This window comes from Leclercia sp. UBA1284 (assembly GCF_002308415.1).
GTDB lineage: Bacteria > Pseudomonadota > Gammaproteobacteria > Enterobacterales > Enterobacteriaceae > Enterobacter > Enterobacter pneumoniae.
This window is the reverse complement of sequence record NZ_DBUS01000006.1, coordinates 536,219-562,479: the sequence shown is the minus strand read 5'-3', so window position 1 is coordinate 562,479 and position 26,261 is coordinate 536,219. Positions and strand designations below refer to the sequence as shown.

General features: G+C 57.8%; 20 protein-coding genes. 8 read left to right on the top strand and 12 right to left on the bottom strand.

The features are described 5' to 3' along the window. The first annotated feature begins 1 nt into the window (after position 1). Positions 2-754, top strand: coding sequence for a molybdopterin-synthase adenylyltransferase MoeB (gene moeB / locus B3511_RS05885; RefSeq protein ID WP_286777734.1), 753 nt, complete (start codon positions 2-4; stop codon positions 752-754). A 98-nt stretch (positions 755-852) separates the two neighbouring features. Here the strand turns inward: moeB and fsa are convergent, their stop codons facing one another. After that, positions 853-1,515 (bottom strand): fructose-6-phosphate aldolase, encoded by a 663-nt coding sequence (fsa, locus tag B3511_RS05880; protein WP_286777733.1) that lies wholly within the window; start codon positions 1,513-1,515, stop codon positions 853-855. Between the two features lie 128 nt (positions 1,516-1,643). Between fsa and B3511_RS05875 the strand changes: the two genes are divergently transcribed. The 4 genes from B3511_RS05875 to B3511_RS05860 all read left to right on the top strand — a co-directional run bounded on the left by B3511_RS05875 (position 1,644) and on the right by B3511_RS05860 (position 7,428). Next, the gene (locus tag B3511_RS05875; RefSeq protein ID WP_286777732.1) at positions 1,644-2,543 is read left to right on the top strand and encodes a glycyl-radical enzyme activating protein; all 900 of its coding nucleotides are present in this window, start codon (positions 1,644-1,646) and stop codon (positions 2,541-2,543) included. A gap of 4 nt (positions 2,544-2,547) precedes the next feature. Beyond that, on the top strand, positions 2,548-4,980 hold the full coding sequence (locus B3511_RS05870; protein ID WP_286777731.1) for a formate C-acetyltransferase/glycerol dehydratase family glycyl radical enzyme: 2,433 nt from the start codon (positions 2,548-2,550) through the stop codon (positions 4,978-4,980). Positions 4,981-5,189: 209 nt separating this feature from the next. After that, entirely contained in the window at positions 5,190-6,005 is an 816-nt protein-coding gene (locus B3511_RS05865) for a Cof-type HAD-IIB family hydrolase (RefSeq protein ID WP_286777730.1), read from the top strand. Positions 6,006-6,165: 160 nt separating this feature from the next. Further along, positions 6,166-7,428 (top strand): DUF1479 domain-containing protein, encoded by a 1,263-nt coding sequence (locus B3511_RS05860; protein ID WP_233801443.1) that lies wholly within the window; start codon positions 6,166-6,168, stop codon positions 7,426-7,428. Here B3511_RS05860 and B3511_RS05855 read toward each other — a convergent pair. Beyond that, entirely contained in the window at positions 7,425-8,498 is a 1,074-nt protein-coding gene (locus B3511_RS05855; RefSeq protein WP_040076435.1) for a LacI family DNA-binding transcriptional regulator, read from the bottom strand. The genes B3511_RS05860 and B3511_RS05855 overlap by 4 nt on opposite strands. A 287-nt stretch (positions 8,499-8,785) precedes the next feature. Here B3511_RS05855 and B3511_RS05850 point away from each other — a divergent pair, with 287 nt between their 5' ends. Together B3511_RS05850 and B3511_RS05845 are read left to right on the top strand one after the other, a co-directional pair. After that, a complete protein-coding gene (locus tag B3511_RS05850; protein ID WP_046886910.1) occupies positions 8,786-10,087 on the top strand; it encodes an MFS transporter in 1,302 nt (433 codons plus the stop codon). 17 nt (positions 10,088-10,104) lie between these two features. Beyond that, complete coding sequence (locus B3511_RS05845; RefSeq protein WP_286777729.1) at positions 10,105-12,468, top strand: glycoside hydrolase family 31 protein; 2,364 nt, start codon at positions 10,105-10,107, stop codon at positions 12,466-12,468. A 253-nt stretch (positions 12,469-12,721) separates the two neighbouring features. Here the strand turns inward: B3511_RS05845 and B3511_RS05840 are convergent, their stop codons facing one another. Then, positions 12,722-14,317: an ABC-F family ATPase gene (locus B3511_RS05840; protein WP_040076438.1), complete on the bottom strand. Its 1,596-nt coding sequence runs from the start codon at positions 14,315-14,317 to the stop codon at positions 12,722-12,724. 222 nt (positions 14,318-14,539) lie between these two features. On the opposite strand from B3511_RS05840, the gene ldtB reads away from it, so the two are divergent. Next, a complete protein-coding gene (gene ldtB / locus B3511_RS05835; protein WP_040076439.1) occupies positions 14,540-15,460 on the top strand; it encodes a L,D-transpeptidase in 921 nt (306 codons plus the stop codon). A gap of 43 nt (positions 15,461-15,503) precedes the next feature. Here the strand turns inward: ldtB and B3511_RS05830 are convergent, their stop codons facing one another. The 9 genes from B3511_RS05830 to mntR all read right to left on the bottom strand — a co-directional run bounded on the left by B3511_RS05830 (position 15,504) and on the right by mntR (position 26,149). Then, positions 15,504-16,220 (bottom strand): GntR family transcriptional regulator, encoded by a 717-nt coding sequence (locus B3511_RS05830; RefSeq protein ID WP_046886912.1) that lies wholly within the window; start codon positions 16,218-16,220, stop codon positions 15,504-15,506. Between the two features lie 16 nt (positions 16,221-16,236). Beyond that, positions 16,237-17,559, bottom strand: a complete 1,323-nt coding sequence (locus tag B3511_RS05825) for a PTS sugar transporter subunit IIC (RefSeq protein WP_286777728.1) — start codon at positions 17,557-17,559, stop codon at positions 16,237-16,239. Positions 17,560-17,608: 49 nt separating this feature from the next. Further along, complete coding sequence (locus tag B3511_RS05820; RefSeq protein ID WP_286777727.1) at positions 17,609-18,985, bottom strand: glycoside hydrolase family 1 protein; 1,377 nt, start codon at positions 18,983-18,985, stop codon at positions 17,609-17,611. Positions 18,986-19,142: 157 nt separating this feature from the next. After that, positions 19,143-20,183, bottom strand: a complete 1,041-nt coding sequence (locus B3511_RS05815) for an aldo/keto reductase (protein WP_040076443.1) — start codon at positions 20,181-20,183, stop codon at positions 19,143-19,145. Positions 20,184-20,282: 99 nt separating this feature from the next. Next, positions 20,283-21,806, bottom strand: a complete 1,524-nt coding sequence (locus B3511_RS05810) for an efflux transporter outer membrane subunit (RefSeq protein WP_233801309.1) — start codon at positions 21,804-21,806, stop codon at positions 20,283-20,285. After that, the gene (locus B3511_RS05805) at positions 21,806-23,377 is read right to left on the bottom strand and encodes a DHA2 family efflux MFS transporter permease subunit (protein WP_212477403.1); all 1,572 of its coding nucleotides are present in this window, start codon (positions 23,375-23,377) and stop codon (positions 21,806-21,808) included. Before B3511_RS05805 ends, B3511_RS05810 begins: the two co-directional genes overlap by 1 nt. Then, positions 23,374-24,468 carry an HlyD family secretion protein gene (locus tag B3511_RS05800; protein WP_046886917.1) on the bottom strand — a complete coding sequence of 365 codons (1,095 nt, stop codon included), beginning with the start codon at positions 24,466-24,468 and terminating at the stop codon, positions 23,374-23,376. Before B3511_RS05800 ends, B3511_RS05805 begins: the two co-directional genes overlap by 4 nt. A gap of 101 nt (positions 24,469-24,569) precedes the next feature. Next, positions 24,570-25,679, bottom strand: a complete 1,110-nt coding sequence (locus B3511_RS05795) for an anion transporter (RefSeq protein WP_207293291.1) — start codon at positions 25,677-25,679, stop codon at positions 24,570-24,572. Next, a complete protein-coding gene (gene mntR, locus B3511_RS05790; RefSeq protein ID WP_040076448.1) occupies positions 25,676-26,149 on the bottom strand; it encodes a manganese-binding transcriptional regulator MntR in 474 nt (157 codons plus the stop codon). The genes B3511_RS05795 and mntR overlap by 4 nt, the downstream gene beginning before the upstream one ends. Positions 26,150-26,261 lie beyond the last annotated feature (112 nt).

Here is a 26,261-nt window from a genome sequence, read left to right as displayed (position 1 = left end):
TATGACGGCTGAGCTGAGCGACCAGGAGATGATGCGTTATAACCGCCAGATTGTGCTGCGCGGTTTTGACTTTGAGGGTCAGGAAGCGCTGAAGGCGGCCAGCGTGCTGGTGGTCGGACTCGGTGGCCTGGGCTGCGCGGCGGCGCAATACCTGGCCGCGGCGGGGGTTGGCCAGATGACGCTGCTGGACTTCGATACTGTCTCGGTTTCAAACCTGCAGCGCCAGACGCTGCACAGCGACGCCACGCTCGGCCAGCCCAAAGTGGCCTCTGCCCACGCGGCGCTGGCACGTATTAATCCCAACGTTCAGTTCACCCTCCTTGACGCGATGCTGGATGACGAAGCGCTCTCAGCCCTGATTGCCCGGCACGATCTGGTGCTCGACTGCACCGATAACGTCGCCATTCGCCACCAGCTAAACGCCGGCTGCTTCGCCCACAAAACGCCGCTGGTCTCCGGCGCGGCCATTCGCATGGAAGGGCAAATCAGCGTTTTCACCTGGACCGAGGGTGAGCCCTGCTATCGCTGCCTGAGCCGTCTGTTCGGTGAAAACGCGCTCACCTGCGTGGAGGCGGGGGTGATGGCCCCCCTGGTCGGTATCATCGGGTCGCTGCAGGCGATGGAAGCGATCAAGGTGCTGGTGCACTACGGTACGCCTGCCGCCGGAAAAATCGTGATGTATGACGCCATGACCTGCCAGTTCCGCGAAATGAAGCTGATGCGTAACCCGGGATGTGAGGTGTGCGGAGGTTAAGCCTTGTTGTGGCCTGATCCCCTCACCCCGGCCCTCTCCCACAGAGAGAGGGAGAAAACCGTAGGCCGGATAAGCGCCAGCGCCACCCGGCAACAGAATCAAATCGACGTGCGGCCAAACGCCCCCTGCCAGTCCTGTTCGAACTTCGCCACCGCCGCCTCAACCGCCGGAGAAGCAATCAACTGCTGCGCCACATCCAGCGGCAGGGTAATCGATTCGCAGCCCGCCAGCAGGCAATCCAGCGCCTGGCGCGGCGTTTTAAAACTGGCTGCCAGCACTTTCGCCTGCGGCGCATGCAGGGTGAGCAGTTGCTGAAGTTCGACCACCGTCTGGATCCCATCCCCGCCCTGCGCATCTACGCGGTTAACATACGGCGCGACATATTCCGCTCCCGCCAGCGCAGATAACATCCCCTGCGCTGCCCCGTACACGGCGGTACCCAGCGTCGGGATCCCCTCGGCTTTCAGCATCCTGATTGCCGCCAGCCCCTCTGCCGTCACCGGCACTTTAACTACCAGGTCCGCCATCATGCTGCGCAGTTTAATGGCCTCTTCCACCATCCCTTCCGCGTGTGATGCCATGACCTGAGCAAATAAGCGCCCTTTGCCCCCCAGCGCGTCGTGCAGTTCCGGTAGCAGAACTTCCAGCGGCGTTTTTCCTGCCGCCACGATGCTCGGGTTCGTGGTCACGCCCGCCAGCGGGAAGACGCGCGCCAGTCTTTTTACGGCAGCGACGTCGGAAGTGTCGAGATAGAGTTCCATGATAGTGTCCTCAAAAATGAATCTGCATTTACCCTAGCACGGCAAAACCTCTCCTGGAGTTGACGCACGTCAAGATAACTTTCATTCGAAAGTCATTTAATCTTCATACGCAACCCAGAGGCATAATCATGATCTTCAACATTCAGCGCTACTCTACCCACGACGGCCCCGGTATCCGTACCGTCGTGTTCCTGAAAGGCTGCTCCCTGAGCTGCCGCTGGTGTCAAAATCCTGAAAGCCGCCGTCGTCACCGCGATCTGCTGTTTGATGCGCGCCTTTGCATGGAGGCGTGCGAGCTGTGCCAGCAGGCGACGCCAGACGTTATTGAACGCGCGTTAAATGGCCTGGTCATTCATCGCGAAAAGCTGGATGAGGCCGCGTTCAACGCGCTGACCGATTGCTGCCCAACCCAGGCGCTCACCGTCTGCGGGGAAGCGCAGCCGGTAGAGGAGATCATGGCCAGGGTGGTTCGCGACAAGCCTTTTTACGATCGCAGCGGCGGCGGTATGACTCTCTCCGGCGGCGAACCTTTTATGAACCCAGCGCTGGCGCAGGCGTTGTTTCAGGCCAGCCGGGAACAAGGCATACACACCGCCGTGGAGACCTGCCTGCACGTCCCCTGGCACAATATTGAACCCTCATTACCCTATGTCGATCTCTTCCTGGCCGACCTGAAACAGGTCGATAGCGCACGCTTTAAACAGTGGACCAACGGCTCTGCGAAGCGCGTACTGGAGAACCTGAAACGGCTCGCCGCCGCAGGCAAAACCCTTACCATCCGCGTACCGCTGATCCCGGGTTTTAACGCCGATGAGGCCTCGGTGACCGCCATTACTAATTTTGCCGCCGACGAACTCAACGTTCGCGATATCCATTTTTTACCCTATCACACGCTGGGCATGAATAAGTACAGCCTGCTCGGCGAACCCTACTCTGCCCCTGATAAACCGCTCAATAACCCTGATTTACTGGCCTTTGCACAGCAGTATGCCAGCCAGAAAGGGTTAACGGCGACCCTACGAGGATAACGTTATGACGACCCTGAATCTCACTACTCTGAGCGATCGCATTAAAGCCCATAAAACCGCGCTGGTTCATATCGTCAAGCCGCCGGTCTGTACCGAGCGTGCTCAGCACTATACCGAGATGTACCAGCAGCATATGGACAAACCGATCCCGGTGCGTCGCGCGCTGGCGCTGGCCCACCATCTGGCGCAGCGGACCATCTGGATCAAACACGATGAGCTGATTATCGGAAACCAGGCGAGCGAAGTCCGCGCCGCGCCCATCTTCCCGGAGTATACCGTCGCCTGGATTGAGAAAGAGATCGACGACCTGGCCGACCGTCCTGGCGCAGGCTTTGCGGTGAGCGATGAGAACAAACGCGTGCTGCATGAGGTCTGCCCGTGGTGGCGTGGTCAGACAGTGCAGGATCGCTGCTACGGCATGTTCACCGATGAGCAAAAAAGGTTACTGGAGAGCGGTATCATCAAGGCCGAAGGTAACATGACCTCCGGCGATGCCCACCTGGCGGTGAACTTCCCGCTGCTGCTGGAAAAAGGGCTGGATGGTCTGCGCCATAAGGTGGATGAACGCCGTTCGCGAATCAACCTCACCTGTCTTGACGACCTGCACGGCGATCAGTTCCTGAAGGCAATTGATATCGTGCTGGAGGCGGTCAGCCTGCATATTGAACGCTTTGCCGCCCTGGCGCGTGAGATGGCCACCACTGAAACCCGCGAAAGCCGCCGCGATGAACTGCTGGCGATGGCGGAAAACTGCGATGTGATTGCGCACCAGCCGCCAGAGACTTTCTGGCAGGCGCTGCAACTCTGCTATTTCATCCAGTTGATCCTGCAGATTGAGTCAAACGGTCATTCGGTCTCGTTTGCCCGCATGGACCAGTATCTCTACCCCTTCTACCGTCGCGACGTGGAGCTGCAACAGAGTCTGGATCGCGAGCACGCCATTGAGCTGCTGCACAGCTGCTGGCTGAAGCTGCTGGAAGTGAACAAGATCCGCTCCGGCTCGCACTCGAAAGCCTCGGCCGGGAGTCCGCTCTATCAGAACGTGACCATTGGCGGCCAGAAGCTGGTCAACGGTGAACCGATGGATGCGGTGAACCCACTCTCCTACGCGATTCTTGAATCCTGCGGCCGTCTGCGCTCAACCCAGCCAAACCTCAGCGTGCGTTATCACGCGGGCATGAGCAATGACTTCCTCGACGCCTGCGTGCAGGTGATCCGCTGCGGCTTTGGCATGCCGGCGTTTAACAACGATGAAATCGTCATTCCGGAGTTCATCAAGCTCGGCGTGGAAAAAGCGGATGCTTACGACTATGCAGCAATTGGCTGCATCGAAACCGCCGTTGGCGGCAAATGGGGCTACCGCTGTACCGGCATGAGCTTTATTAATTTCGCCCGCGTAATGCTGGCGGCAATGGAAGGCGGCCGGGACGCCACCAGCGGTAAGGTGTTCCTGCCCCAGGTCAAAGCGCTCTCAGCCGGCAACTTTACCGATTTCGACGAGGTGATGGCCGCCTGGGATCGCCAGATACGTTACTACACCCGTAAATCTATCGAAATTGAGTACGTGGTGGACACCATGCTGGAAGAGAACGTCCACGATATTCTCTGCTCGGCGCTGGTGGATGACTGCATCGAGCGCGCGAAAAGTATCAAGCAGGGTGGCGCAAAATATGACTGGGTTTCGGGCCTGCAGGTGGGTATTGCGAACCTCGGCAACAGCCTGGCGGCGGTGAAGAAACTGGTCTTCGAGCAGGGTACCATTGGGCAGCAGCAGCTTGCCGCTGCTCTGGCGGACGACTTCGACGGGCTGACGCACGAACAGCTGCGCCAGCGCCTGATCAACGGCGCGCCGAAGTACGGCAATGACGACGACAGCGTGGATCTGCTGCTGACGCGCGCATACCAGACCTATATCGACGAACTGAAGCAGTACCACAATCCGCGCTATGGTCGCGGTCCGATAGGCGGCAAGTACTATGCCGGGACCTCGTCCATCTCAGCGAACGTGCCCTTTGGCGCTGCCACCATGGCCACCCCGGACGGGCGTAAGGCGCATACGCCGCTGGCGGAGGGGGCAAGCCCGGCTTCCGGTACCGACCACCTCGGCCCAACGGCGGTGATTGGCTCTGTCGGGAAGTTACCGACCGAAGCGATCCTTGGCGGCGTGCTGCTAAACCAGAAGCTGAACCCGGCCACGCTTGATAACGACAGCGATCGCCAGAAGCTTATGGTGCTGCTGCGTACCTTCTTCGAGGTGCACAAAGGCTGGCATATTCAGTACAACATTGTGTCACGCGAGACGCTGCTGGAGGCGAAGAGACATCCGGATCAGTATCGCGACCTGGTGGTGCGCGTGGCGGGGTATTCGGCGTTCTTTACCGCCCTGTCGCCGGATGCCCAGGACGATATCATTGCACGTACGGAGCATACGCTGTAACGCGGCGGCCTCTCTCCCCTGAGGGCGAAGGGAATTGCGCACGCTGGTGCCCTCACCCCGGCCCTCTCCCACGGGGAGAGGGAGAAAACACTAAGCGGCAGCTCCGGCTGCCGTTGTGTTTTTGACTTTCGAATGAAATTAAATTTGTGCTCCCCGTCACCTTGTTATTAGAATGTTGCTGGTCGCAGCAATATTCAGGAGCGCAATTTATGACCGTTAAAGTTATCGTCACCGATATGGACGGAACTTTTCTCAATGACGCCAAGCAGTACGACCGTGACCGCTTCAAAGCACAGTTCGAACAGCTTCAGGCCCGTGGCATAGAGTTCGTTGTCGCCAGCGGCAACCAGTACTACCAGCTCATCTCCTTCTTTCCGGAGCTCAAAGAGCAGATCTCTTTCGTGGCGGAAAACGGCGCGCTGGTCTTTGATCACGGCGAGCAGATTTTCCACGGCGAGCTTACCCGTCATGAATCGCAAATCGTGATTGGCGAACTGCTGAAAGATCAACAGCTGAACTTCGTGGCCTGCGGGCTGCAGAGTGCTTACGTCAGCGATAAGGCCCCGGACGCGTTTGTGGCGCTAATGTCAAAGCACTACCACCGTCTCCAGCGGGTCAGTGATTATCACGAGATTGACGATGTGCTGTTCAAATTCTCACTGAACCTGCCCGACTCTGATATCCCCAACCTGATCGACGCGCTGCATGTCTCTCTCGACGGCATCATGAAACCGGTAACCAGCGGTTTTGGCTTTGTGGATTTAATTATCCCTGGCCTGCATAAAGCGAACGGCATTAGCCGCCTGCTGAAGCGCTGGGCAATCTCCCCGCAGGCCTGCGTCGCTATCGGCGACAGCGGCAACGATGCCGAGATGCTGAAGTTTGTCGGTTACCCCTTCGCCATGGGCAATGCGGGGGAAGCGATCAAAGCGATTTCCCGTTATCAGACCGATGACAATAACCATCAGGGTGCCCTGAAAGTGATTCAGGCCGTGCTCGATAACAGCGCACCGTTCAGTCAATGATTCCCCTTTCGTCGGCGCCCTGCCGGCGAAACGCCTTCTCTTTCTCTTCCTTCTCGTCCTGTGCACCCGATCAAGTTTTTCAACTTGCATTAACTTATTTTTAACTTAAAGTATCACTTGTAATGTTTTTTACTTTCGAATGAAAGAAAGAGAGGGTGTGATGAGCTTAACCTTTACCAGTGAAACCCTGCCCGCCGACCACAAAGCGGCAATCCGTCAGATGAAGCGTGAACTGCGTGCGCAGATCGGCGACGTACAGGCGGTATTTGATCGTCTGCACGCTAAGATCGCCGACCGCGTGGCTGAGATCGCTGCGTTGAAAAAGAGCGGCGATCCCGTCTGGCCAGTCATCCCCTTCGCCGACGTTAAGAACGGGACGCTTAGCGAGGCGCAGCGTGCCGCAGTGAAACGCCGCGGCTGCGCAGTGATTAAAGGCCACTTCCCCCGTGAGCAGGCGCTGGCATGGGATAACGCCATGCTCGACTATCTGGATCGTAATCACTTCGACGAGGTGTACAAAGGGCCAGGGGATAATTTCTTTGGCACCCTCACCGCCTCCCGCCCGGAGATCTACCCGATCTACTGGTCTCAGGCGCAAATGCAGGCGCGCCAGAGTGAAGAGATGGCGCAGGTGCAGTCCTTCCTGAACCGTTTATGGACATTCGAAAGCAACGGTAAGCAGTGGTTTAACCCGGACGTAAGCGTCATCTATCCGGATCGCATTCGCCGCCGTCCACCGGGAACCACCTCTAAAGGGCTGGGCGCGCACACCGACTCCGGCGCGCTGGAGCGCTGGCTGCTGCCGGCCTATCAACAGGTCTTTGCCCGCGTATTTGATGGCAATGTGGATCAGTATGATCCCTGGAACGCCGCGCACCGCACCGATGTGGAGGAGTACACCGTGGACAATACCACCAAGTGCTCTGTGTTCCGCACCTTCCAGGGCTGGACGGCGCTGTCAGACATGATCCCGGATCAGGGGCTGCTGCACGTGGTCCCCATCCCGGAAGCAATGGCCTACATTCTGCTGCGTCCGCTGCTGGACGACGTGCCGGAAGATGAACTCTGCGGTGTCGCACCGGGTCGCGTGCTGCCCATCTCAGAGAAATGGCATCCGCTGCTCATCGAGGCGCTGACCAGCATACCGGCGCTGGAAGCGGGCGATTCCGTCTGGTGGCACTGCGATGTGATCCACTCCGTCGCACCGGTAGAAAATCAGCAGGGCTGGGGCAACGTCATGTACATCCCGGCCGCGCCGATGTGCGAAAAGAATCTCGCCTATGCGAAGAAAGTTAAGGCCGCGCTGGAGACCGGGGCATCACCGGGAGATTTTCCACGCGAAGATTACGAAACAGACTGGCAAGACCGCTTTACCCTGAACGATCTCAATATTCACGGCAAGCGCGCGCTGGGCATGGCTTAGTTATCGTAAAGTCCTTCACGTTCTACGGCGGTGCGTCGTTTCCCCTGACGTATCCGCCGGACAGATTCCCGCACGGCCAGCGTGCCGTTGAGCAGCAAAGTGCCAACCGGTGCTTCCGGGCGCATCAGCCGCTGCTGAAGCATATGCACCGCTTCGGTTCCCAGCTCATCGCGGGGAACATGCACCGCCGTGAGCGGCACATCCTGAATGGCGGCGAGATTGAAGCCGTCAATGCTCATTACCGAGATATCCTGCGGCACCCGCAGCCCCTGTTTTTGCAGGGCGCTGATGGTGCCCGCCGCCATAAAATCCCCCCCCACTAAAAACGCGGTGGGCAGATCCCTCCCCTGCATTTGCGTGAGCCACTCGCCGATGAGCTGTTCTGTTTCGCGTGCACTAAAGCTGGGCGCCACCAGCAGATCGCGTTTATCGCGGAACGTCAGGTTGTGAGACTGCCACGCATCGCGTATCCCGGCCAGACGTAACTCCATCGTGTAACGCCGCAGACAGAGTACGTTTAGCACCTCCCGGTGTCCCATTTCGAACAGGTACTCAGCGGCCCGTTCGCCAATTGCCCGGTGGTCGGGTGCCACGGCGGGCAAGCGCATATGGCGGTCGCGACAGTTGATTAGCATGCAGGGTTTACCCACGTCCACCGCCAGATCGTGAATATGGGGATCGTCGATACCCAGCAGGATGGCGGCCTGGGTCTCGGTCTCATTCATTCGCGTCAGAAAGAGCTGCGCATCGCTGTCGTTCTCCTCCAGGGCGCAATAACGCAGGCGCACATCATGCGACGCCAGACCTTTGCTTACACTCTGGATGACCCGGTAGTAAAAGATATCGGACCGCTCGTCAAACGCCCGCTGCGGCGCAAAGACCACAAGGCTATTCAGCAGCAGGCGCCCAGCCGCCAGACCGTCCATCACCCCCAACTCCCGCGCACACGCCAGCACCCGGTTACGCGCTTTTTCGCTGGTATTCGCTTTACCCGCCAGTACCCGTGAAACGGTGCTGATAGAGAGCTGCGTGCGGGCGGCGATTTCGGTGATTTTTAACCTTTTATCCATTTTGTGATCTGGCTCCATTTGCTAAATGAAAAAATTTTCATAGCCTTGTTATCAGTTTGTAACTGACCTGGAGGCCATCATGCCAAAGGGTTACGGTCAATAATGAGAATTTTTGCACAAAATCCACTATTGCCCTCTCATTTTCTCCCTTAAGGTGAACTTGTCACACAACTTCCATACTAGTTGTATAGCAACTTTGCACTGGTAAACGGATAACAATCAACATCATAAAGCGCCGTGTGACACCTGAACCTATGTCCCCTACCGTCCGTCTTGTGGAGAGTAAAATGAGTCAGGACATCAATAACACCGTAGCGACAAGCAAAACCCGTCGCGTGATTAAGAACCTGCGCTGGTATGTACTGGTACTGTTCTTAATGGGCGTCACCGTCAACTACATCACCCGTAACTCGTTAGGCATTCTCGCTCCGGAGCTAAAAGAGAGCCTGGGGATCACTACCGAGCAATACTCCTGGATCGTGGGTGCCTTCCAGATCGCGTACACCATTTTCCAGCCTTTGTGCGGCTGGCTGATTGACGTGATTGGCCTGAAGATTGGCTTTATGGTCTGCGCCGGTATCTGGGCGCTGATGTGTATCTTCCATGCGGGTGCCGGTAGCTGGCTGCACCTGGCGATCCTGCGCTTTTTTATGGGTGCCTCGGAAGCAGCCGCGACGCCAGCCAACGCCAAAACTATCGGCGAATGGTTCCCAAAATCAGAACGTCCTGTGGCCGCCGGCTGGGCGGGGGTAGGCTTCTCGATTGGCGCCATGCTGGCTCCGCCTATCATCTACTTCGCCCACGCCTCCTTTGGCTGGCAGGGGGCGTTTATGTTTACCGGCGTGCTGGCGCTGTTGTGGGTGATCCTCTGGTGGGCGTTTTATCACAACCCGGAGCAGCACCCGAACCTGAGCAAGGATGAGCTGGCGTTTATTAAGCAGGATAACGAACCACCTGCGGTGAAGCTGCCCTTCCTGACTGCGCTGAAAACCGTCTCAAAGAACAAACGCTTCTACGGTATCGCCATCCCGGCCTTTATGGCGGAACCGGCGTGGGCTGTGCTGAGCTTCTGGGTGCCGCTCTACCTCGCTAAAGAGCACGGCATGGACCTGAAGCAGATAGCGATGTTTGCTTGGCTGCCGTTCCTCGCCGCTGACCTTGGCAGCGTGGCAAGCGGCTACCTGACCCGCCTCTACACCCGTCTGTTCGGTTGCACCCGCGTCAATTCCGTGGTGGCAAGCTCGGTTACCGGCGCATTTCTGATGATTTCGCTGGCCGTGGTGGCTATCACCCGCGATCCCTATATCACCATCGTGCTGATCTCTATCGGCGGCTTCGGGCATCAGATCATCTCCTGCATGCTGAGTGCGCTGGTCGTGGAGTCGTTTGATAAAGGCCAGATGGCGACGGTCAACGGGATGCGCGGCTCGGCGGCATGGATCGCCAGCTTCTTCTTCTCTTTGTTGATTGGTGTGACCGCCGACAAAATCGGCTTCAACCCCCTCTTTATTGCCATGGGCTTCTTTGACCTGATTGGCGCTGTTTTCCTGGTAGCATTTATTGCTGAACGTCGCGCCAAGCGCGCCTGATAGTGGATCTATTGCATATGAAAACCCTGAAAAACTGGACCGTCGCAACAGAGTCGGCGAACCATATTGAGCTGCTGGTCGATAATCAGCACCGTCTGTGTCTGTATGTGCTGGAAGAGAACCTGTTCCGCGTGCTGATTAAGCGCAAAGGCGAACTGGCGCTGGACCGCACCTGGAGTATCGCCCCGGCGCAAGATGTGCCCTGGGAAGGACGCCATCGTGACGATCTGAGCGGCTTCTCCTGCCCGGCCTGGCAGCTGACGCAGCAGGGCGACATGCTGACGGTTGCTACCCAGCAGCTGCGTGTGACGGTCCACCAGCCGCTGTGGCTGGAGTGGCACTATTGCGATGACGCGGGCGAGTGGCAGCCGCTGGTGAATGACCGCCCGACCAGCGCCTACCTGCTGAATGCCCACGGCGACGGCGTGGCACACTACCTGAGCCGCCGCAAGGATGAGCGTTTTTACGGCCTGGGCGAGAAAGCCGGCGATCTGCAGCGCAACGGTAAACGCTACGAGATGCGTAACCTCGACGCGATGGGCTACAACGCCGCCAGCACCGATCCACTGTACAAACACATTCCGTTCACCCTCACCCGCCGGGATGACGTGAGCTATGGCCTGTTTTACGACAACCTGAGCAGCTGCTGGCTGGATCTGGGCAACGAAATTGATAACTACCACACCGCCTACCGCCGCTGGCAGGCAGAAGCGGGTGACATCGATTACTACATGTTTACCGGGAAACGGGTGCTGGATGTCACCAAAGCCTTTGTGCGCCTCACCGGGAAGACGTTGTTCGGTCCGAAATGGAGCCTGGGTTACAGCGGATCGACCATGCACTATACCGACGCGCCGGACGCGCAGAATCAGCTGATGCACTTTATTCGCCTGTGCGAAGAACACGCGATTCCTTGCGACTCCTTCCAGCTCTCGTCCGGCTATACCTCGATCAACGGCAAGCGCTACGTCTTCAACTGGAACCATGACAAAGTGCCGCAGCCGAAGGTGATGACTCAGGCATTCCACGACGCCGGGTTAAAACTGGCGGCCAACATCAAGCCGTGCCTGCTACAGGATCACCCGCGCTATAACGAGGTGGCAGAAAGAGGTCTGTTCATTCGTGATTCAGAAACCAATGCGCCAGAACGTTCCAGCTTCTGGGATGACGAAGGCTCGCACCTCGACTTTACCAACCCGCAGACGGTGCAGTGGTGGCAGGAAGGCGTGACCACGCAGTTGCTGGAGATGGGGATCGACTCCACCTGGAACGATAACAACGAGTATGAAGTCTGGGACGGCGAAGCGCGCTGCTATGGCTTCGGCCAGCCGATCGCCATCAAGCATATTCGCCCGGTGATGCCGCTGCTGATGATGCGCGCCTCGCTGGAGGCGCAGCAGCGCTTCGCCCCGGAAAAACGCCCGTACCTGATCTCCCGCTCCGGCTGCGCGGGGATGCAGCGCTACGTCCAGACCTGGAGCGGTGATAACCGCACCAACTGGGAGACCCTGCGCTATAACATTCGTATGGGGCTGGGGATGAGCCTCTCGGGGCTGTTTAACGTCGGGCATGACGTCGGCGGTTTTTCTGGCGATAAGCCGGATGCCGAGCTGTTTGTGCGCTGGGTACAGAACGGCGTGATGCACCCGCGGTTTACCATCCATTCATGGAATGATGACCAGACCGTTAACGAGCCGTGGATGTATCCCGGCGTGACGCCGGCCATTCGCAGCGCAATTGAGCTGCGCTATCGCCTGCTACCCTATCTCTATACGCTGCTCTGGCAGGCGCATGCCGACGACGAACCGATGCTGCGTCCTACTTTCCTCGATCATGAGCATGATGCGCAGACCTTTGAAGAGTGCGATGACTTCCTGCTGGGCCGCGACCTGCTGGTGGCAAGCGTGGTCGAAGCCGGGCAGCGTGCGCGCCGCCTCTGGCTGCCGGATAACGAAGCCGGCTGGTACGATTTTTATACCCACGAGTGGTTTGCTGGCGGCCGGTGGATTGTGCGCGACGCGCCGCTGGAGAAGCTGCCGCTGCTGGTGCGTGCCGGGGCCGCGTTGCCGCTGAGCGAGCGCATCACGCACGTGAATGCTGAAAAAGACGATGCTCGCGAGCTGAAGCTGTTCCCGCTAAAAGGCGTGGGTACCACGTCTGGCCTGCTGTTTGAGGACGACGGCGAGAGCTGGGGTTATCAGCAGGGCAATGCGCTGTGGGTGGAATGGGAGATGGTCTGCGACGGGGCGAGCATTAATCTGAAGGTGAATGCGCGGGGGGATTATCGCCCGGCGTGGAAGGCGCTGAAGGTGTCGTTACCGGCAGGGGAAACACGCAAGCTGCGGGTGAACGGTGTTGAAGGGGGTGAGTGGGAGGTGTAGTGCGGCTTGTTGCCCTTCACCCTAACCCTCTCCCACGGGGAGAGGGAAGAGAGAGGTAACGTCGTAGTGCGGTCTGATGTCCTCACCCTACTCCTCTCCCACAGGGAGAGGGAATAAAAGCACGACACCTTCCCTGAGTATTTTGCGCTGCAGGAAGGCGGCAAACCTGTGGATCCCCGGAAGCTTACATAAATAAGTGACCGGGGTGAGCAGGTGCAGCCAACGCATCTGCAGCGTGGAAGACGACGGGAAATTAGCCGTCGATACCTTTGCTGCGCAGGTAATCTTCGTAGTTGCCGGTGAAGTCCACCACGCGCTCTGGGGTAATCTCGATCACGCGGGTCGCCAGCGAGCTGACGAATTCGCGGTCGTGAGAGACGAAGATCAGGGTGCCCTGATACATCTCCAGCGCCATGTTCAACGATTCGATAGATTCCATATCCAGGTGGTTGGTAGGTTCATCCATCACCAGGATATTTGGTTTTTCCATCATCAGCTTACCGAACAGCATGCGGCCTTTTTCACCACCGGAGAGCACTTTGGCAGGCTTTTTGATGTCGTCCTGGCTAAAGAGCAGACGCCCCAGAATGCTGCGTACCGCCTGCTCGTCGTCGCCTTCTTGCTTCCACTGGCTCATCCAGTCGAAGACCGTCAGGTCATTTTCGAACTCGTACTCGTGATCCTGCGCGTAGTAACCGATCTGCGCATTTTCGGACCACTTCACGGTGCCGTTGTCCGGCTGCAGTTCGCCCACCAGCGTTTTCAACAGGGTAGATTTACCCACGCCGTTGGCACCCAGAATGGCAATTTTCTCGCCCACTTCCAGCAGCAGGTTAAAGTTTTTAAACAGCGGACCGTTTTCAAAGCCTTTAGCCAGGGCTTCCACTTCCAGCGCGTTACGGAACAGTTTCTTGTCCTGTTCAAAGCGGATGAACGGGTTCTGACGGCTTGACGCTTTGACTTCGTCGAGCTTGATTTTGTCGATCTGACGAGCGCGCGAGGTTGCCTGACGCGATTTAGAGGCGTTGGCGCTGAAGCGGCTAACGAAGGACTGCAGGTCCGCAATCTGCGCTTTCTTCTTGGCGTTGTCCGCCAGCAGACGTTCACGCGCCTGGGTTGCGGCCGTCATATACTCGTCGTAGTTGCCCGGGTAAACGCGCAGCTCGCCGTAGTCCAGATCCGCCATGTGCGTACAGACCATATTCAGGAAGTGACGGTCGTGCGAAATAATGATCATGGTGCTGTCGCGGTCGTTCAGCGTCTGCTCCAGCCAGCGGATGGTATCGATGTCCAGGTTGTTCGTCGGTTCATCGAGCAGCAGAATGTCAGGGTTAGAGAACAGCGCCTGTGCCAGCAGCACACGCAGTTTCCAGCCTGGCGCGACTTCGCTCATCGGGCCGTAGTGCTGTTCTACCGGAATGCCCACGCCGAGCAGCAATTCGCCCGCGCGCGCTTCGGCGGAGTATCCGTCCATTTCGCCATACTGCGTCTCCAGATCGGCCACTTTGTAGCCATCTTCTTCGCTCATTTCGGCCAGGGCGTAGATACGGTCACGCTCCTGCTTCACTTCCCACAGCTCTCCGTGTCCCATGATCACGGTGTCGAGCACGGTGAACTCTTCAAAGGCGAACTGATCCTGACGCAGCTTACCGATGCGCTCGTTGGGGTCCATTGAGACATTGCCCAGCGTCGGCTCTAAATCGCTGCCGAGGATCTTCATGAAGGTGGATTTGCCGCTACCGTTGGCACCAATCAGGCCGTAACGGTTGCCGCCGCCAAATTTGACGGAAATATTTTCGAACAGCGGCTTACTGCCAAACTGCATAGTGACGTTGCTGGTAACTAACACGGGGAGATTCCTGCGAAAAGTGTGATAAACGCGGCATTATGCCACAATTCCGAATTGAGATCCCGATGTTGCGACGAGACGCTAAACTTTAACAATGTCGAAAAAAATGTGATTTCGTACACATCTGAATTCCCTGAATGGGGTAATGGACATATAATGCGCTCCCTATACCATTCAGCCCTTTTAACTACATGCCACAGTGGCACAGATACCTCGCATAACATGAATATGAAATTAACATCGCTATTAGCAGCGGCGTTTGCCGTCGTAGGGTTTTGCAAGACCGCTTCTGCTGTCACCTATCCTCTGCCCACTGACGGTAGCCGTCTGGTCGGTCAGAATCAGGTTGTGACCATCGAAGAAGGTAACACGCAGCCGCTGGAATATTTTGCTGCTGAATATCAACTGGGTCTCTCCAACATGATGGAAGCTAACCCTGGCGTCGATCCGTACCTGCCGAAAGGCGGTACTGTGCTGAATATTCCTCAGCAGCTGATCCTGCCCGATACCGTGCATGAAGGTATCATCATCAATAGTGCTGAAATGCGTCTCTACTACTATCCGAAAGGGACCAATACCGTCATCGTTCTGCCAATCGGTATCGGCCAGTTGGGTAAAGACACCCCGATGAACTGGACCACCAAAGTTGAGCGTAAGAAAGCGGGCCCAACCTGGACGCCAACCGCCAAAATGCACGCGGAGTATATTGCCGCTGGCGAGCCGCTGCCGGCTGTTGTTCCGGCTGGCCCGGATAACCCGATGGGTCTGTACGCGCTCTACATTGGCCGCCTTTATGCTATTCACGGCACCAACGCCAACTTTGGTATCGGCCTGCGCGTGAGCCACGGCTGTGTGCGTCTGCGTAATGACGATATCAAATTCCTGTTCGAAAACGTGCCGGTCGGTACCCGCGTACAGTTCATCAACGAACCTGTGAAAGCGACCACCGAGCCAGATGGCAGCCGTTATCTGGAAGTGCATAACCCGCTCTCCACCAGCGAAGATCAGATCGATAACAACGTTACCGTACCGATCACCCTGAAGAGCAATGTGCAGGCGATCACCAGCCAGGCTGACGTAGATGCCTCCGTTGTTGACCAGGCTATTCAGAACCGCTCCGGTATGCCAGTTCGCCTGAACTGATAAACCAGCGACATAAAAAAGCGGGCCCGGGGCCCGCTTTTTTTTATCCGTTATTCACAATAACAATCCCGCCGTGGTCGTACCGGTAGTGACAGTGGGCGTACTCCAGCGGCGTGCCATCCTCCAGATAGATCACCTGCTCCACCTCCAGCACCGGATCGGACGGCTCGCAGACCAGATGCTGCATATCCAGCGCGCTGGGTTTCAGGGCTCTGACGACCCGATATGACCCCATAATTTTTAGCCCCAGCGTCTCCTGCACGTAGCGGAACACCGAGCTTTCGAGATGGCTTTTGTTCAGCCCCGGTACCAGGTTGAGCGGCATGACGGTAGCGTCCAGCGACATCGGCTCGCCATTAAGCAGGCGCAGGCGGATAAAGTCATACACCGGGGCATCAGCGTTTATCATCAGTGAGGCCTGCTCTTTTTCGTTGGGAAAGCGCAGTTCGAAATGGACGACCTGACTGGAGACCGTACCAAGATGCTCCCAGGTTTTGGTGGCGCCAAAGTAGTCGCTGCCGGAGAGATCCCACTGAGAGAGCTGTAGAAAATTCTTGCGGATAAAAGTGCCTTGCCCCTGCCGGGTATAGACCAGCCCTTCGACAATAAGCTGACGCATCGCCTGCTGGATGGTCATGCGGCTGGAGCTGAACTCCGCGGCCAGCGCAAACTGGTCGGGCAGCGGTTCGTTGGCGGCATACTGCTGACTAATAATGCGTTTTTTAATTTCCCGCGCTATGGTGATGTACTTCGCCGCCATCGCCGTTTCCTTATGTTTAGTTCGCTATCTCACTGTTTTTCAATGCCACTCGCTCGGCAACCTTGAGGAAAGGCAGGTAGAAGAATACACCAAATACGATGATTGCCAACTGTACCACTACCGCTCGCCAGTCGCCGGCCGTGGCCAGCCAGGCGCTGAGTATGGGTGGCGTGGTCCAGGGGATCATGACAACACAGCGCGACATAAATCCCAGCGTGGTGCAGAGCCAGGCAAACCAGATCCCCAGCGCCGGAAGAAGCACGAAGGGGATCATCAGCGGCAGGTTAAAGACAATGGGCAGGCCAAATATCACCGGTTCATTAATGTTAAACAGCCCCGGCGCCAGCGACAGGCGAGCCACCTGTTTCGCCGACTGCTGACGCGAGAAGATAAAGATGGCGATCAGCAGTGAGAGGGTGCTACCGGTCCCCCCCACCATGCCGAAGGTGGGGACAAAGATACTGTTGATGATATGCGGGATGGGCTGGCCATTGGCGAAGGCCAGCATATTTTCATTGGTATTAATCAGCAGGAAGGGTTCCAGAATCACACTGTTAACCACTGACTGATGAATGCCGAGCGTAAACAGGAAGTTGCCAAAGCTGTAGATAAAGAGCGTTCCCGGCAAGCTGGTATTAATCAGCCGCAGCGGCTGCTGGATAAAAGTGGTGATCAGGTGAATCAGATCGGTGTGCAGCACGTTTGCCAGCAAGGCCGCAAGCACCGCGAACAGCGAGAGCGTAATGATGGTAGGGATGAGCGCGGTAAAGGATTTGCTCACTGCCGGAGGGACATTGTCCCCCAGCGAAATGTGCAGCGCTTTTAGCCGGGAGATGGCGATAAAGATCTCCGCCGAGATTAGCCCAATCAGCACCCCGGCGAAAATGCCCGTCGAGCCAATATTGGCGAAGGTAAGGATCTGCGTAACGCTCACCGCGGTGTCGCTGCCGACGGGGACGATCTGCAGCCGCATCGGCATCATTATGATAAAGCTGCTGACGGCGATGACCACTGCCGAGACCGGATTGTCGAAATTTTTGTTACGCGCCAGCGACCAGGCAATGATCGGGGCCAGCAGGAGCGCCGCGATATTCAGCGTACCGTTAATAATCGCCTCGCCCCAGACCTGATAGTGGGCCAGCGTCTCTCCGGTGAAAATCCACGGGAAGACCACGTTATTTATCAGTACCGCCAGCCCGGCGAGGATAAAGATCGGCATCACCGTGGCAAACGCATCACGCAGAGAGCGCAGGTGCACCTGATTGGCCAGGCGCGCCGAGAACTCCACAAATCTGTCGACAAAGGACTGCATCGCAGGTGTAATTTTTGTATCAGACATACGGATAGTTCCCTTAATCAGTCACAAAAACGGCCCGGCAGCGTACGGCTTACATCTCGCGCCCGTTGCTATGGATAACCTGTTTGAGCCACGCGTAGCTTTTTTTCGGCACGCGCTTCAGGTCTTTCAGATCATGGTTTTCGCGGTTGACGTACACCACGCCGTAGCGTTTACGCATGTCCCCCTGCGAACTCAGAATGTCGATTAAGCCCCAGCCGAGATAGCCGATCACCTCGGCGCCATCTTCAAACATCGCCGCCTTCATCGCCTCGATATGCTCCCGGTGGTAGTCGATACGGTAGTCATCCTCAATCGGATTTACGCCGTCCCAGGACTCAATCACGCCGATGCCGTTTTCAATCGGGAAGACCGGCAGCCGCCAGTCGTTGTAGCAGCGGGTGATAATGGTGCGAAAGCCCAGCGGATCGATCTGCCAGTTCCACTCTGTCGCCTTCAGATAGGGGTTGTTTTTCTCGCCGTGCAGCAAGTAATAGTTAACCGGCGTCTCTTCCGGGATCGCATCACTATCCAGGGTCTTACTGGCGTAATAGCTGAACGCCATATAGTCATTTTTGGTACGTGCCAGCAGGGCCAGATCCTCGGCCCGGTAGATATCTTCAAAACCTTCCTGCGCCACCACCGCCATCACCGCCGGGCTGTAGCCCTCACCGGCAAAGACGCGCAGCAGGTTCTGGTTCAGGAATTCGTCATACTGTTGCGCGCAAAAGATATCGCGCGGTTTACAGGTGGCGGGATAGATCAGCTGGTGCGCCAGCATACCGCCCATCAGCTGACCTGGCCGGGACTGATGCAGGTACTCGGTCAGCGTCATATGCGCCACCATGGTGTGATGCTGGAGTGCGTACAGCTCGCGCAGAGTTTTCTCGCCTTTCATATAGCCGGAAATGCGAAACGCCTCGGGCATATGGAAGATGTTCTGCTCGTTGAAGGTCAGCCAGTATTTCACCCGATCGCCGAAGCAGTCGATCATCTTCTTGCCATAACGGATAAAGGCCTCCATCACCCGGCGATCGGTAAATCCGTTGTACTCCTGGGCCAGCGCCAGCGGCATATCGAAGTGGTAGAGACAGACCATCGGCTCAATGCCGCGGGCGATCAGATCGTTGATAAAGCGATCGTAAAAGGCGATCCCCTCGTCGTTGAAATCACCGTCACCCTGCGGGCAGACGCGGCTCCAGGCGATCTGGAAACGGTAGCAGTTCATGCCCAGATCCTGCATCAGGTCGAAGTCTTCCGCGTAGCGATGGTACGAGTCGGTGGCGACTTTCCAGTCTGAGGTATTCTCTCCCGCTTCGCGAATGTCGTAGACCGACATCCCCTTCCCACCCTCATTCCAGGCCCCTTCGGTCTGCATGCTGGAGACCGAGTTACCCCATAAAAAATTGGCTGGCAAAGATGCTTTCATGCGCACTCCCTATATGACTAGTCATTTAAATTTCATGACTAGTCATATAGCCAAAGCGGATAAAGCAGGCAAAGATCGGGATCGTTTTTTGTGAGGCGTGTGGAATAAAAAAGGCCGGATCCGCGCTGCGGCTCCGGCCCTGAAAGGGAGTGGAAAATTACTGCTGTGCGAGCTGATTCCGACGATATTCTCCCTGGCGCTCCAGCATCCAGCCGGGGTACTCCCGCGGCAAGACGCTGACGGCATCAAGCTGTTTTAGCTCGTCTTCGCTCAGGCGGATTTCGGTGGCGGCAATGTTGTCATCCAGTTGATCCACCCGCTTCGCCCCCACGATCACGCTGCTGACCACCGGCTGATGCAGCAACCACGCCAGCGCAATCTGCGCCACCGAGACCCCTTTGCTCTCTGCGATAGTGCGCATCACGTCGACGCAATCGAAGGCACGCGCTTTTTCCACCGGCGGGAAGTCAAATTCCAGACGACGGCCGCCGGATTCGCTCTGTCCGTTGCGATCGTATTTCCCGCTGAGCAGGCCGCCCGCCAGCGGGCTCCAGACCATCAAGCCTACCCCTTCGCTTTGCATCATCGGCACCAGTTCGCGCTCCAGATCGCGCCCGGCGATGGTGTAGTAAGCCTGCAGAGAGGCGAACCGCGCCAGACCCAACCGCTCGGAGATACCCAGCGCCTTCATGATCTGCCAGGCCGCCCAGTTAGAGACCCCGATATAACGAACATGGCCGTGCTGCACCAGGTTATCCAGCGCATAAAGAGTCTCTTCAATGGGGGTGGCGGGATCAAAACCGTGCAACTGATAGAGATCGATATGATCGAGCTGCAGCCGGCGCAGACTCTCTTTTACGCTGCTGATGATGTGATAACGCGAGCTACCGCGTGAATTCACCCCACCCGTGCCGGTTTCGCCAAAGACTTTGGTCGCCACCACCACGTTTTCCCGCGGTACCTTCAGGTTTTTCAACGCCTGGCCGGTGATCTCCTCCGAACGCCCTTCCGAGTAGACGTTAGCGGTGTCGATAAAGTTGATACCGGCATCCAGTGCGCGGCCTACCAGCTGCTCCGCGTCGCTCTGCTGGAGCTGGCCAATCTTGCCCCACATGCCGCCTTCGCCGCCGAAGGTCATGGTACCGAGGCAGAGTTCAGAGACGAACAGGCCGGTATTACCGAGTTTTTGATATCGCATTTGAGACTCCTTGTTTGTTGAGTACCCCATAGTTATACCCGGTGCACGCCGACCGCGAATGTGCGGTTCCTGTCCGTTTCTTGCCCAATTCTCGCCATCTTATCCGCGAGGTGCATCGCCAAAGACGGGGTAGTCTGGCATTTGCACCTGCTGATACGGCTCCCAGCCACCGCCCAGCGCCTTGTACAACGCGACCAGGTCAAGGGCGCTCTGCACCTGCGCCTGCGCGCGCTGTTGCTCGGCCTGCGCAAGCTGTCGTTGGGCATCCAGCACGTCGATAAAGGTGGCAATCCCCTGCCGGTAGCTGTCGCTTGCCAGATCAAAGGCGTTTTGCAGCGCATCGATGGTTTTCGCCAGCCCTGCCTCACGCTGTTGATCGGTACGGTAGCTCACCAGCGCATTTTCCACGTCGCCGAGCGCCGTTAGCACCGTCTGACGATAGTCCAGCACCGCAGCGCCCTGCTGCGCGCGCGCCACCTTCACGCTGGAGACCAGCCGACCGCCCTGGAAGATGGGAATGGAGACCTGCGGGCCAAAGCTGTAGAAGTGGCTGCTCCAGTCGGTGAGCCAGTTGGTTTCGCTGTTGCGCAGACCAAACTGACCGGAGAGGGTAAAGCTCGGGAACAGCTGCGCCACCGAAACGCCGATCTGCGCCGTGGCGGCGTGGAGATTGGCCTCCGCCTCGCGTACGTCCGGGCGGCGACGTGCCAGCGTGGACGGGATCCCCGTCTGCACAATGTCCGGCAAGGCGGGCATCGGCTGGGCGGACTGCAGCTCCGCGTCCAGCGCCCCCGGCGGTTTGCCGAGGAGGATCGCCAGGCCATTCATCGCCTGTCGCGCCTGTGCCTGATATTGCGGAAGCTGCGCTTCAAGCGTACCGAGCTGCGCGCGGGCATTTTCCACGTCCATCTGGGGTGACAACCCGCCGCGCTGGCGGTTGTCGGTGAGATCCAGCGTCTGCCGGGCGCTCTCAATCTGGGTATTGAGGGTGGCGATAATGCTCTGCGCGCCGCGCAGCTGCAGCCACGCCCGCGCCACTTCCGCCTCCAGCGACACCAGCGCATCGTTACGCTGCTCAATCGCCGCCTGCTGCTGCGCTTCGGCGGCTTCGACCTGACGGCGCACCTTGCCCCACAGGTCGATTTCCCACTGGGCGTCAAAGCTGCCCTGGTAAAGGTTGATCGGCTGGGTCAGCGGGCCTAACGCCCCCCGCAGTTGCGGGTCGACATTATCAAGCTGGTCATATACCCCGTGCGATTTCAGCTCCCCTTCCAGCCCGAGCTGCTGGCGCGTTGCTTGTAAACTGCCGTTTACCGACGGATAAAACGCCCCGCCCGCCTGGTTGATCTGTTCCCGCGCTCCGGCAATGCGCAACACTGTCTGCTGCAGGGAGAGGTTTCCGGCGATGGCGCGTTCAATCAGGCTATCGAGCTGCGGCGAGTTGAAGGTTTTCCACCAGCGTGGGTTGGTGGCGGCCGAAACGGTTTTCGAATTTACCTCGCCATCCCCCTTGTCGTTCCAGTGGGTGACCGCAGGCGGTGCGGGCTGTTGGTAGTCCGGCCCCACGGCGCAGCCTGCGAGCAACAGCATTATCATCAGAGGGTGTAAACGTCTGTGTATCATCAGTGTGCTCCTGCACTCCCCTCGCTCTTAACCGGCGAGAGCAACAAACAAAACGGGATCAGTAAAAAGGCCACCACGCTCAGAAGGGTGAAGACGTCGATGTAGGCCAAAAAGCGCGACTGCTCGATCATGGTCTGGTACATCCGCCCGGTGGCGATGCCGGTCGGGTCGCCGACCTGGGTAGTGAAATTCTGGATCGCCTGAGCGCTTTCGCGTATCGCCAGCTGGAACTGCTCGTTGAACGGCGAGGCGTGATAGGCCAGATGTGCGCTGTGCGCCTGGGAACGCTCGGTGATCGCCGCCGTCGACAGCGAAATGCCTATCGAGCCTGCGACGTTGCGGAACATGGTAAACAGCGCCGCCGCATCGGCGTTGAGCTGCCGCGGAATCGAGATAAACGCAATGGTCGTGAGCGGTACAAACAGGAACCCGAGTCCGATCGACTGGGCGCTGCGGAAAAGTACCAGGGTTTCGAAATCGATATCCGGGGTCAGCGTGCGGGACCAGAAGAACGACACCGCCAGACAGGTAAAACCGAAGGCGATGATCCAGCGCGTCTGCACCACCGGCATCAGCTTCAGCACCAGCGGTATGGTCAATACGATCAATATTGCCCCAGGCGATAGCACCATGCCCGACCAGGTGGCGGTATAGCCAAGATCCTGCTGGGCCAGCTGCGGAATAACCACCGAGCTGCCGTAGAGGATCATTGCCATCCCCGCCATCAACAGGCTGGATACGGCAAAGTTTTTGTCCTTCATGCAGTGCAGGTCGACCACCGGCTTTTTGGCATACATCAGCCAGTAAATGGCACCGATGATGCCGATAAGCGTCAGCACCGCGAAGGTGCGGATCACGTTTGAATAGAACCAGTCGTCATCCTCACCCCGGTCGAGCATCACCTGCAGGCAGCCCAGCCCGAGCGCGATCAGGCCGATCCCCGTCCAGTCGACGGAGAGTTTCTCTTTGGATTTGCTCTCCCAGGGCGGATCTTCCAGCAGCTGGTAGATCGCCAGCACCGTGACGATCCCGACCGGAATGTTGATGAAAAAGACCCAGCGCCACGAGTAGTTGTCGGTGATCCAGCCGCCCAGCGTCGGCCCGAGAACCGGGGCGACGATAATGGCGATGGACGAGAGGCCAAAGGCTTTGCCCCTGTCCTCAGGCTTGAAGTAGTCAAGCAGCACCGACTGCTGGGTAGGCTGCAGGCCGCCGCCAAAGAAGCCCTGCATGATGCGGAACAGGATGATCTGCCACAGCTCGGTGGCAATGCCGCAGAGGAATGAGCAGATGGTGAACATCACAATGCAGATTAAGAAAAACTGCTTGCGGCCAAACAGCCGGCTCAGAAAGGCGGAGATGGGCAGAACAATACCGTTTGCCACCAGGTAACTGGTTAACACCCAGGTGGATTCGTCATAGCTGGCCGAGAGCGACCCGGCCACGTGCGGCAGCGCCACGTTGACGATGGTGGTGTCGAGGATCTCCATAAACACCGCCAGGGTGACGACAATCGCCACCGCCCAGGGGTTACTGGCGGGCTTCCAGTTATCGTGACTCTGATCCGTCATTCCACTGTGACCTTCGGTTCAACCGACAACCCCAGCGGCAGCGGTTTGTTCGGATCCAGCCCCTTATCAATCACGATTTTCACCGGCACGCGCTGCACGATTTTAACAAAGTTGCCGGTGGCGTTTTCTGACGGGAAGGCGGAGAAACGCGAGCCGCTGCCCTGCTGGATACTGTCGATATGGCCTTCAAGCTCCATGTCAGGCCAGGCATCCACGGAGACCTGTACCTTATCGCCCGGCTTCATCCGTTCAAGCTGCGACTCTTTGAAGTTTGCCACCACCCAGACGTTCGGGGAGACCAGCGAGAAGAGCGCCGAGCCTGCCTGCACCAGCGTACCGGGCTGCACGTTGCGTTTGGTAACAAAGCCATCGAACGGGGCGCGGACTTCGGTGTAGGAAAGATTGAGGTTGGCGGTTTCGAGCTGCGCTTTCGCCTGATCCACCTGGCGTTGACGCGCTTCGACGTTGGTCTCCTGCTGACGGATTTGCAGTTGAACCTGCTCCGCTACCTCAAGCTGCGCCTGGGCGCTGGCGAGGCCCGCCTGCGCGCTACGCAGCTGGGCGTTAGCGGAATCGATACTTTGTTGGGTGGTCGCACGCGGATCGACCCCGCGCTGACGACGATATTCCGCCTGCGCATTGGCGAGATCCGCCTGAGCTTTCAGCACCTGGGCTTTCGCTTCATCACGCTGCGCGGGGTATTGCACCTTTGAGAGCGCCAGCTGCGCCTGGGCCTGATGCAGCTGTGCGGTCGCCAGGCCAAGCTGGGCCTGCGCCTGATCGCGCTGGGCGGTGGTGTCTCTCGGGTCGATCACCACCAGCAGATCGCCCTTTTTCACGCGCTGGTTATCGCGCACGCGCAGTTCGGTGACGTAGCCTGCCGTTTTCGGCGCAATGGTCACCACGTCGCCGTCGGTAAAGGCGTCGTCGGTTGTCTCTTCATTACGGGTTAAAAACCACCACACCAGCGCCACGATAACCATCACCACCACGACAATGCCGAGGATAATCAATGGTTTTTTACCCGGACGCTTACGCTCATTATTGTTCTTTTCCTGCTCGTCAGCAGGGGACTTTTGATCTTCAGCCATAGTTCAGCAACGGTCCTGTCAGTGAGCGGCATCACACTATGCCGTTCAATAAAGCTAGGACGTTGCTATACATTTGCCAGGAAAAACTGACAAATTGCGCATTATATGAGAAGGAATAGTCCGAATCCGACCAGCGATGCCCAGACCAGCATCGGGATTGACCAGAGGTGGAAGCGCCACCAGATACGGCGATCGTTCGCCATCCGCAGAGCAATCAGGTTGGCGAGGGAACCGGGCAGAAGCCCGAAACCGCCGACGTTGACGGCCCAGGCCAGCAGTGCGCTGGGGGGGACATAATTGAGCAGCAGTATGGTCGAAGGTACGTTGCTTATCACCTGTGACAGCCCTATAGCGGTGATCCACAATCCCGTCTGCGACAGATGGGTTACGTTTTGCAGCACACCCTGCAGCGCCGGCACCTGAATCAGCAAATGCACATCAATAAACATCGCCATAAAGACCAACAGCAGCGTCCAGTCGACGCTTACCAGGACGCGCCTCGCCAGCAGTAAGAAGCCGCCGGCTACCAGCAGCGCCCCCCACAGTTCTTGTTTCAGATCGAGCGCCACCAGAAAGACCAGGTAGAGCGCCAGGCAGCTCCACGCCAGACGCGGTGACGCCTGCGTGGCCGCCGTGCCGGTATGGTACTGCAGCGGTTTTGCCGGGAAAGCAAACCAGCACATCACCCCCAGCGTAACCATCATTACCGCCGCCAGGGGCGCCATCTGCCAGCTAAAGGCGGCAAACGACAGGCCAGAGCGTCCCCATAAGAGAATGTTCTGTGGGTTCCCGATCGGCGTTAGCAGTGAACCGGCGTTGACCGCCAGCGCTTCGAAGATGATCAATCGATTGACCGGGATCTCGCAGAGCTTGCGCAGCGTTAGCGTCAGGGGCACCACGATGAACAGCGCCACGTCGTTGGTCAGAAAAGTGGAGAGCAGCGCCGCCGAGAAGACCATAAACAGCGTCAGGCGGCGTTCCGTGGCGAAGCGACGAACCATTTTGCGTCCCAGCACGTCGAAAAAGCCGCTCTGCTCTACCCCTTTGGTGAGCATCATCAGCCCGCTCAGGGTAATGATGGTGTGCCAGTCAATAGCGGCAGGCCAGCGCTGGGGGGCGAAAGGAACGCAAAAACTGAGCCCGACGCCAATCAACACTAACAGATGAAAGAAACGATCGCGGGCCAGCGCCCCCAGGCCTGGAAAGGTCATTCAGAGGCAGGCCCGTATTTGCGGGTAAACTCGCTGAATTGCTGCAGAGTCTCTTCGCTAACGTGGTGTTCCATCCCCTCCGCATCGCGGCGGGCAGTATCGGGGCTGACGCCCAGCACCAGCAGGAAGTTTTCCACAATCTGATGGCGTTCGCGGCTGGCCTGCGCCAGCTTCTCGCCTTCAGGGGTTAAGAAAACGCCGCGCCAGGGGATCATCTCGATCAACCCCACCGAGGCGAGTCGTTTCAACATTTTTGCCACCGTCGGCTGGGAGACGCCGAGACGTGCGGCCATATCGACCTGGCGCGCTTCGCCCACTTCACGGATCAGATCGGAAATCAGCTCAACATAATCATCGATCAGCTCGCGACGATGCGCTTCGCGAACCTGACGAAATCCTTCAACGTGTTCTTCAACATTTACCAGCTGCGTCTTTTTTCTTGTCGTGGTTTTACCTGCACGATGGGTCATTGTGCTTCCTCAATGGGGGTGACGCTTCCAGCAGCGCAATTCAAGTGCGGCCATTGTAAACCATGCGTGAACAAGCACAAAAAATTAACGTAATAGCCATAGCTATAAAATA

Bases quoted from the DNA above. Each gene is read 5' to 3' on its own strand.
- moeB (WP_286777734.1), top strand. From the start codon at position 2: ATGACGGCTGAGCTGAGCGACCAGGAGATGATGCGTTATAACCGCCAG.
- fsa (WP_286777733.1), bottom strand. From the start codon at position 1,515: ATGGAACTCTATCTCGACACTTCCGACGTCGCTGCCGTAAAAAGACTG.
- B3511_RS05875 (WP_286777732.1), top strand. From the start codon at position 1,644: ATGATCTTCAACATTCAGCGCTACTCTACCCACGACGGCCCCGGTATC.
- B3511_RS05870 (WP_286777731.1), top strand. From the start codon at position 2,548: ATGACGACCCTGAATCTCACTACTCTGAGCGATCGCATTAAAGCCCAT.
- B3511_RS05865 (WP_286777730.1), top strand. From the start codon at position 5,190: ATGACCGTTAAAGTTATCGTCACCGATATGGACGGAACTTTTCTCAAT.
- B3511_RS05860 (WP_233801443.1), top strand. From the start codon at position 6,166: ATGAGCTTAACCTTTACCAGTGAAACCCTGCCCGCCGACCACAAAGCG.
- B3511_RS05855 (WP_040076435.1), bottom strand. From the start codon at position 8,498: ATGGATAAAAGGTTAAAAATCACCGAAATCGCCGCCCGCACGCAGCTC.
- B3511_RS05850 (WP_046886910.1), top strand. From the start codon at position 8,786: ATGAGTCAGGACATCAATAACACCGTAGCGACAAGCAAAACCCGTCGC.
- B3511_RS05845 (WP_286777729.1), top strand. From the start codon at position 10,105: ATGAAAACCCTGAAAAACTGGACCGTCGCAACAGAGTCGGCGAACCAT.
- ldtB (WP_040076439.1), top strand. From the start codon at position 14,540: ATGAATATGAAATTAACATCGCTATTAGCAGCGGCGTTTGCCGTCGTA.
- B3511_RS05830 (WP_046886912.1), bottom strand. From the start codon at position 16,220: ATGGCGGCGAAGTACATCACCATAGCGCGGGAAATTAAAAAACGCATT.
- B3511_RS05825 (WP_286777728.1), bottom strand. From the start codon at position 17,559: ATGTCTGATACAAAAATTACACCTGCGATGCAGTCCTTTGTCGACAGA.
- B3511_RS05820 (WP_286777727.1), bottom strand. From the start codon at position 18,985: ATGAAAGCATCTTTGCCAGCCAATTTTTTATGGGGTAACTCGGTCTCC.
- B3511_RS05815 (WP_040076443.1), bottom strand. From the start codon at position 20,183: ATGCGATATCAAAAACTCGGTAATACCGGCCTGTTCGTCTCTGAACTC.
- B3511_RS05810 (WP_233801309.1), bottom strand. From the start codon at position 21,806: ATGATACACAGACGTTTACACCCTCTGATGATAATGCTGTTGCTCGCA.
- B3511_RS05805 (WP_212477403.1), bottom strand. From the start codon at position 23,377: ATGACGGATCAGAGTCACGATAACTGGAAGCCCGCCAGTAACCCCTGG.
- B3511_RS05800 (WP_046886917.1), bottom strand. From the start codon at position 24,468: ATGGCTGAAGATCAAAAGTCCCCTGCTGACGAGCAGGAAAAGAACAAT.
- B3511_RS05795 (WP_207293291.1), bottom strand. From the start codon at position 25,679: ATGACCTTTCCAGGCCTGGGGGCGCTGGCCCGCGATCGTTTCTTTCAT.
- mntR (WP_040076448.1), bottom strand. From the start codon at position 26,149: ATGACCCATCGTGCAGGTAAAACCACGACAAGAAAAAAGACGCAGCTG.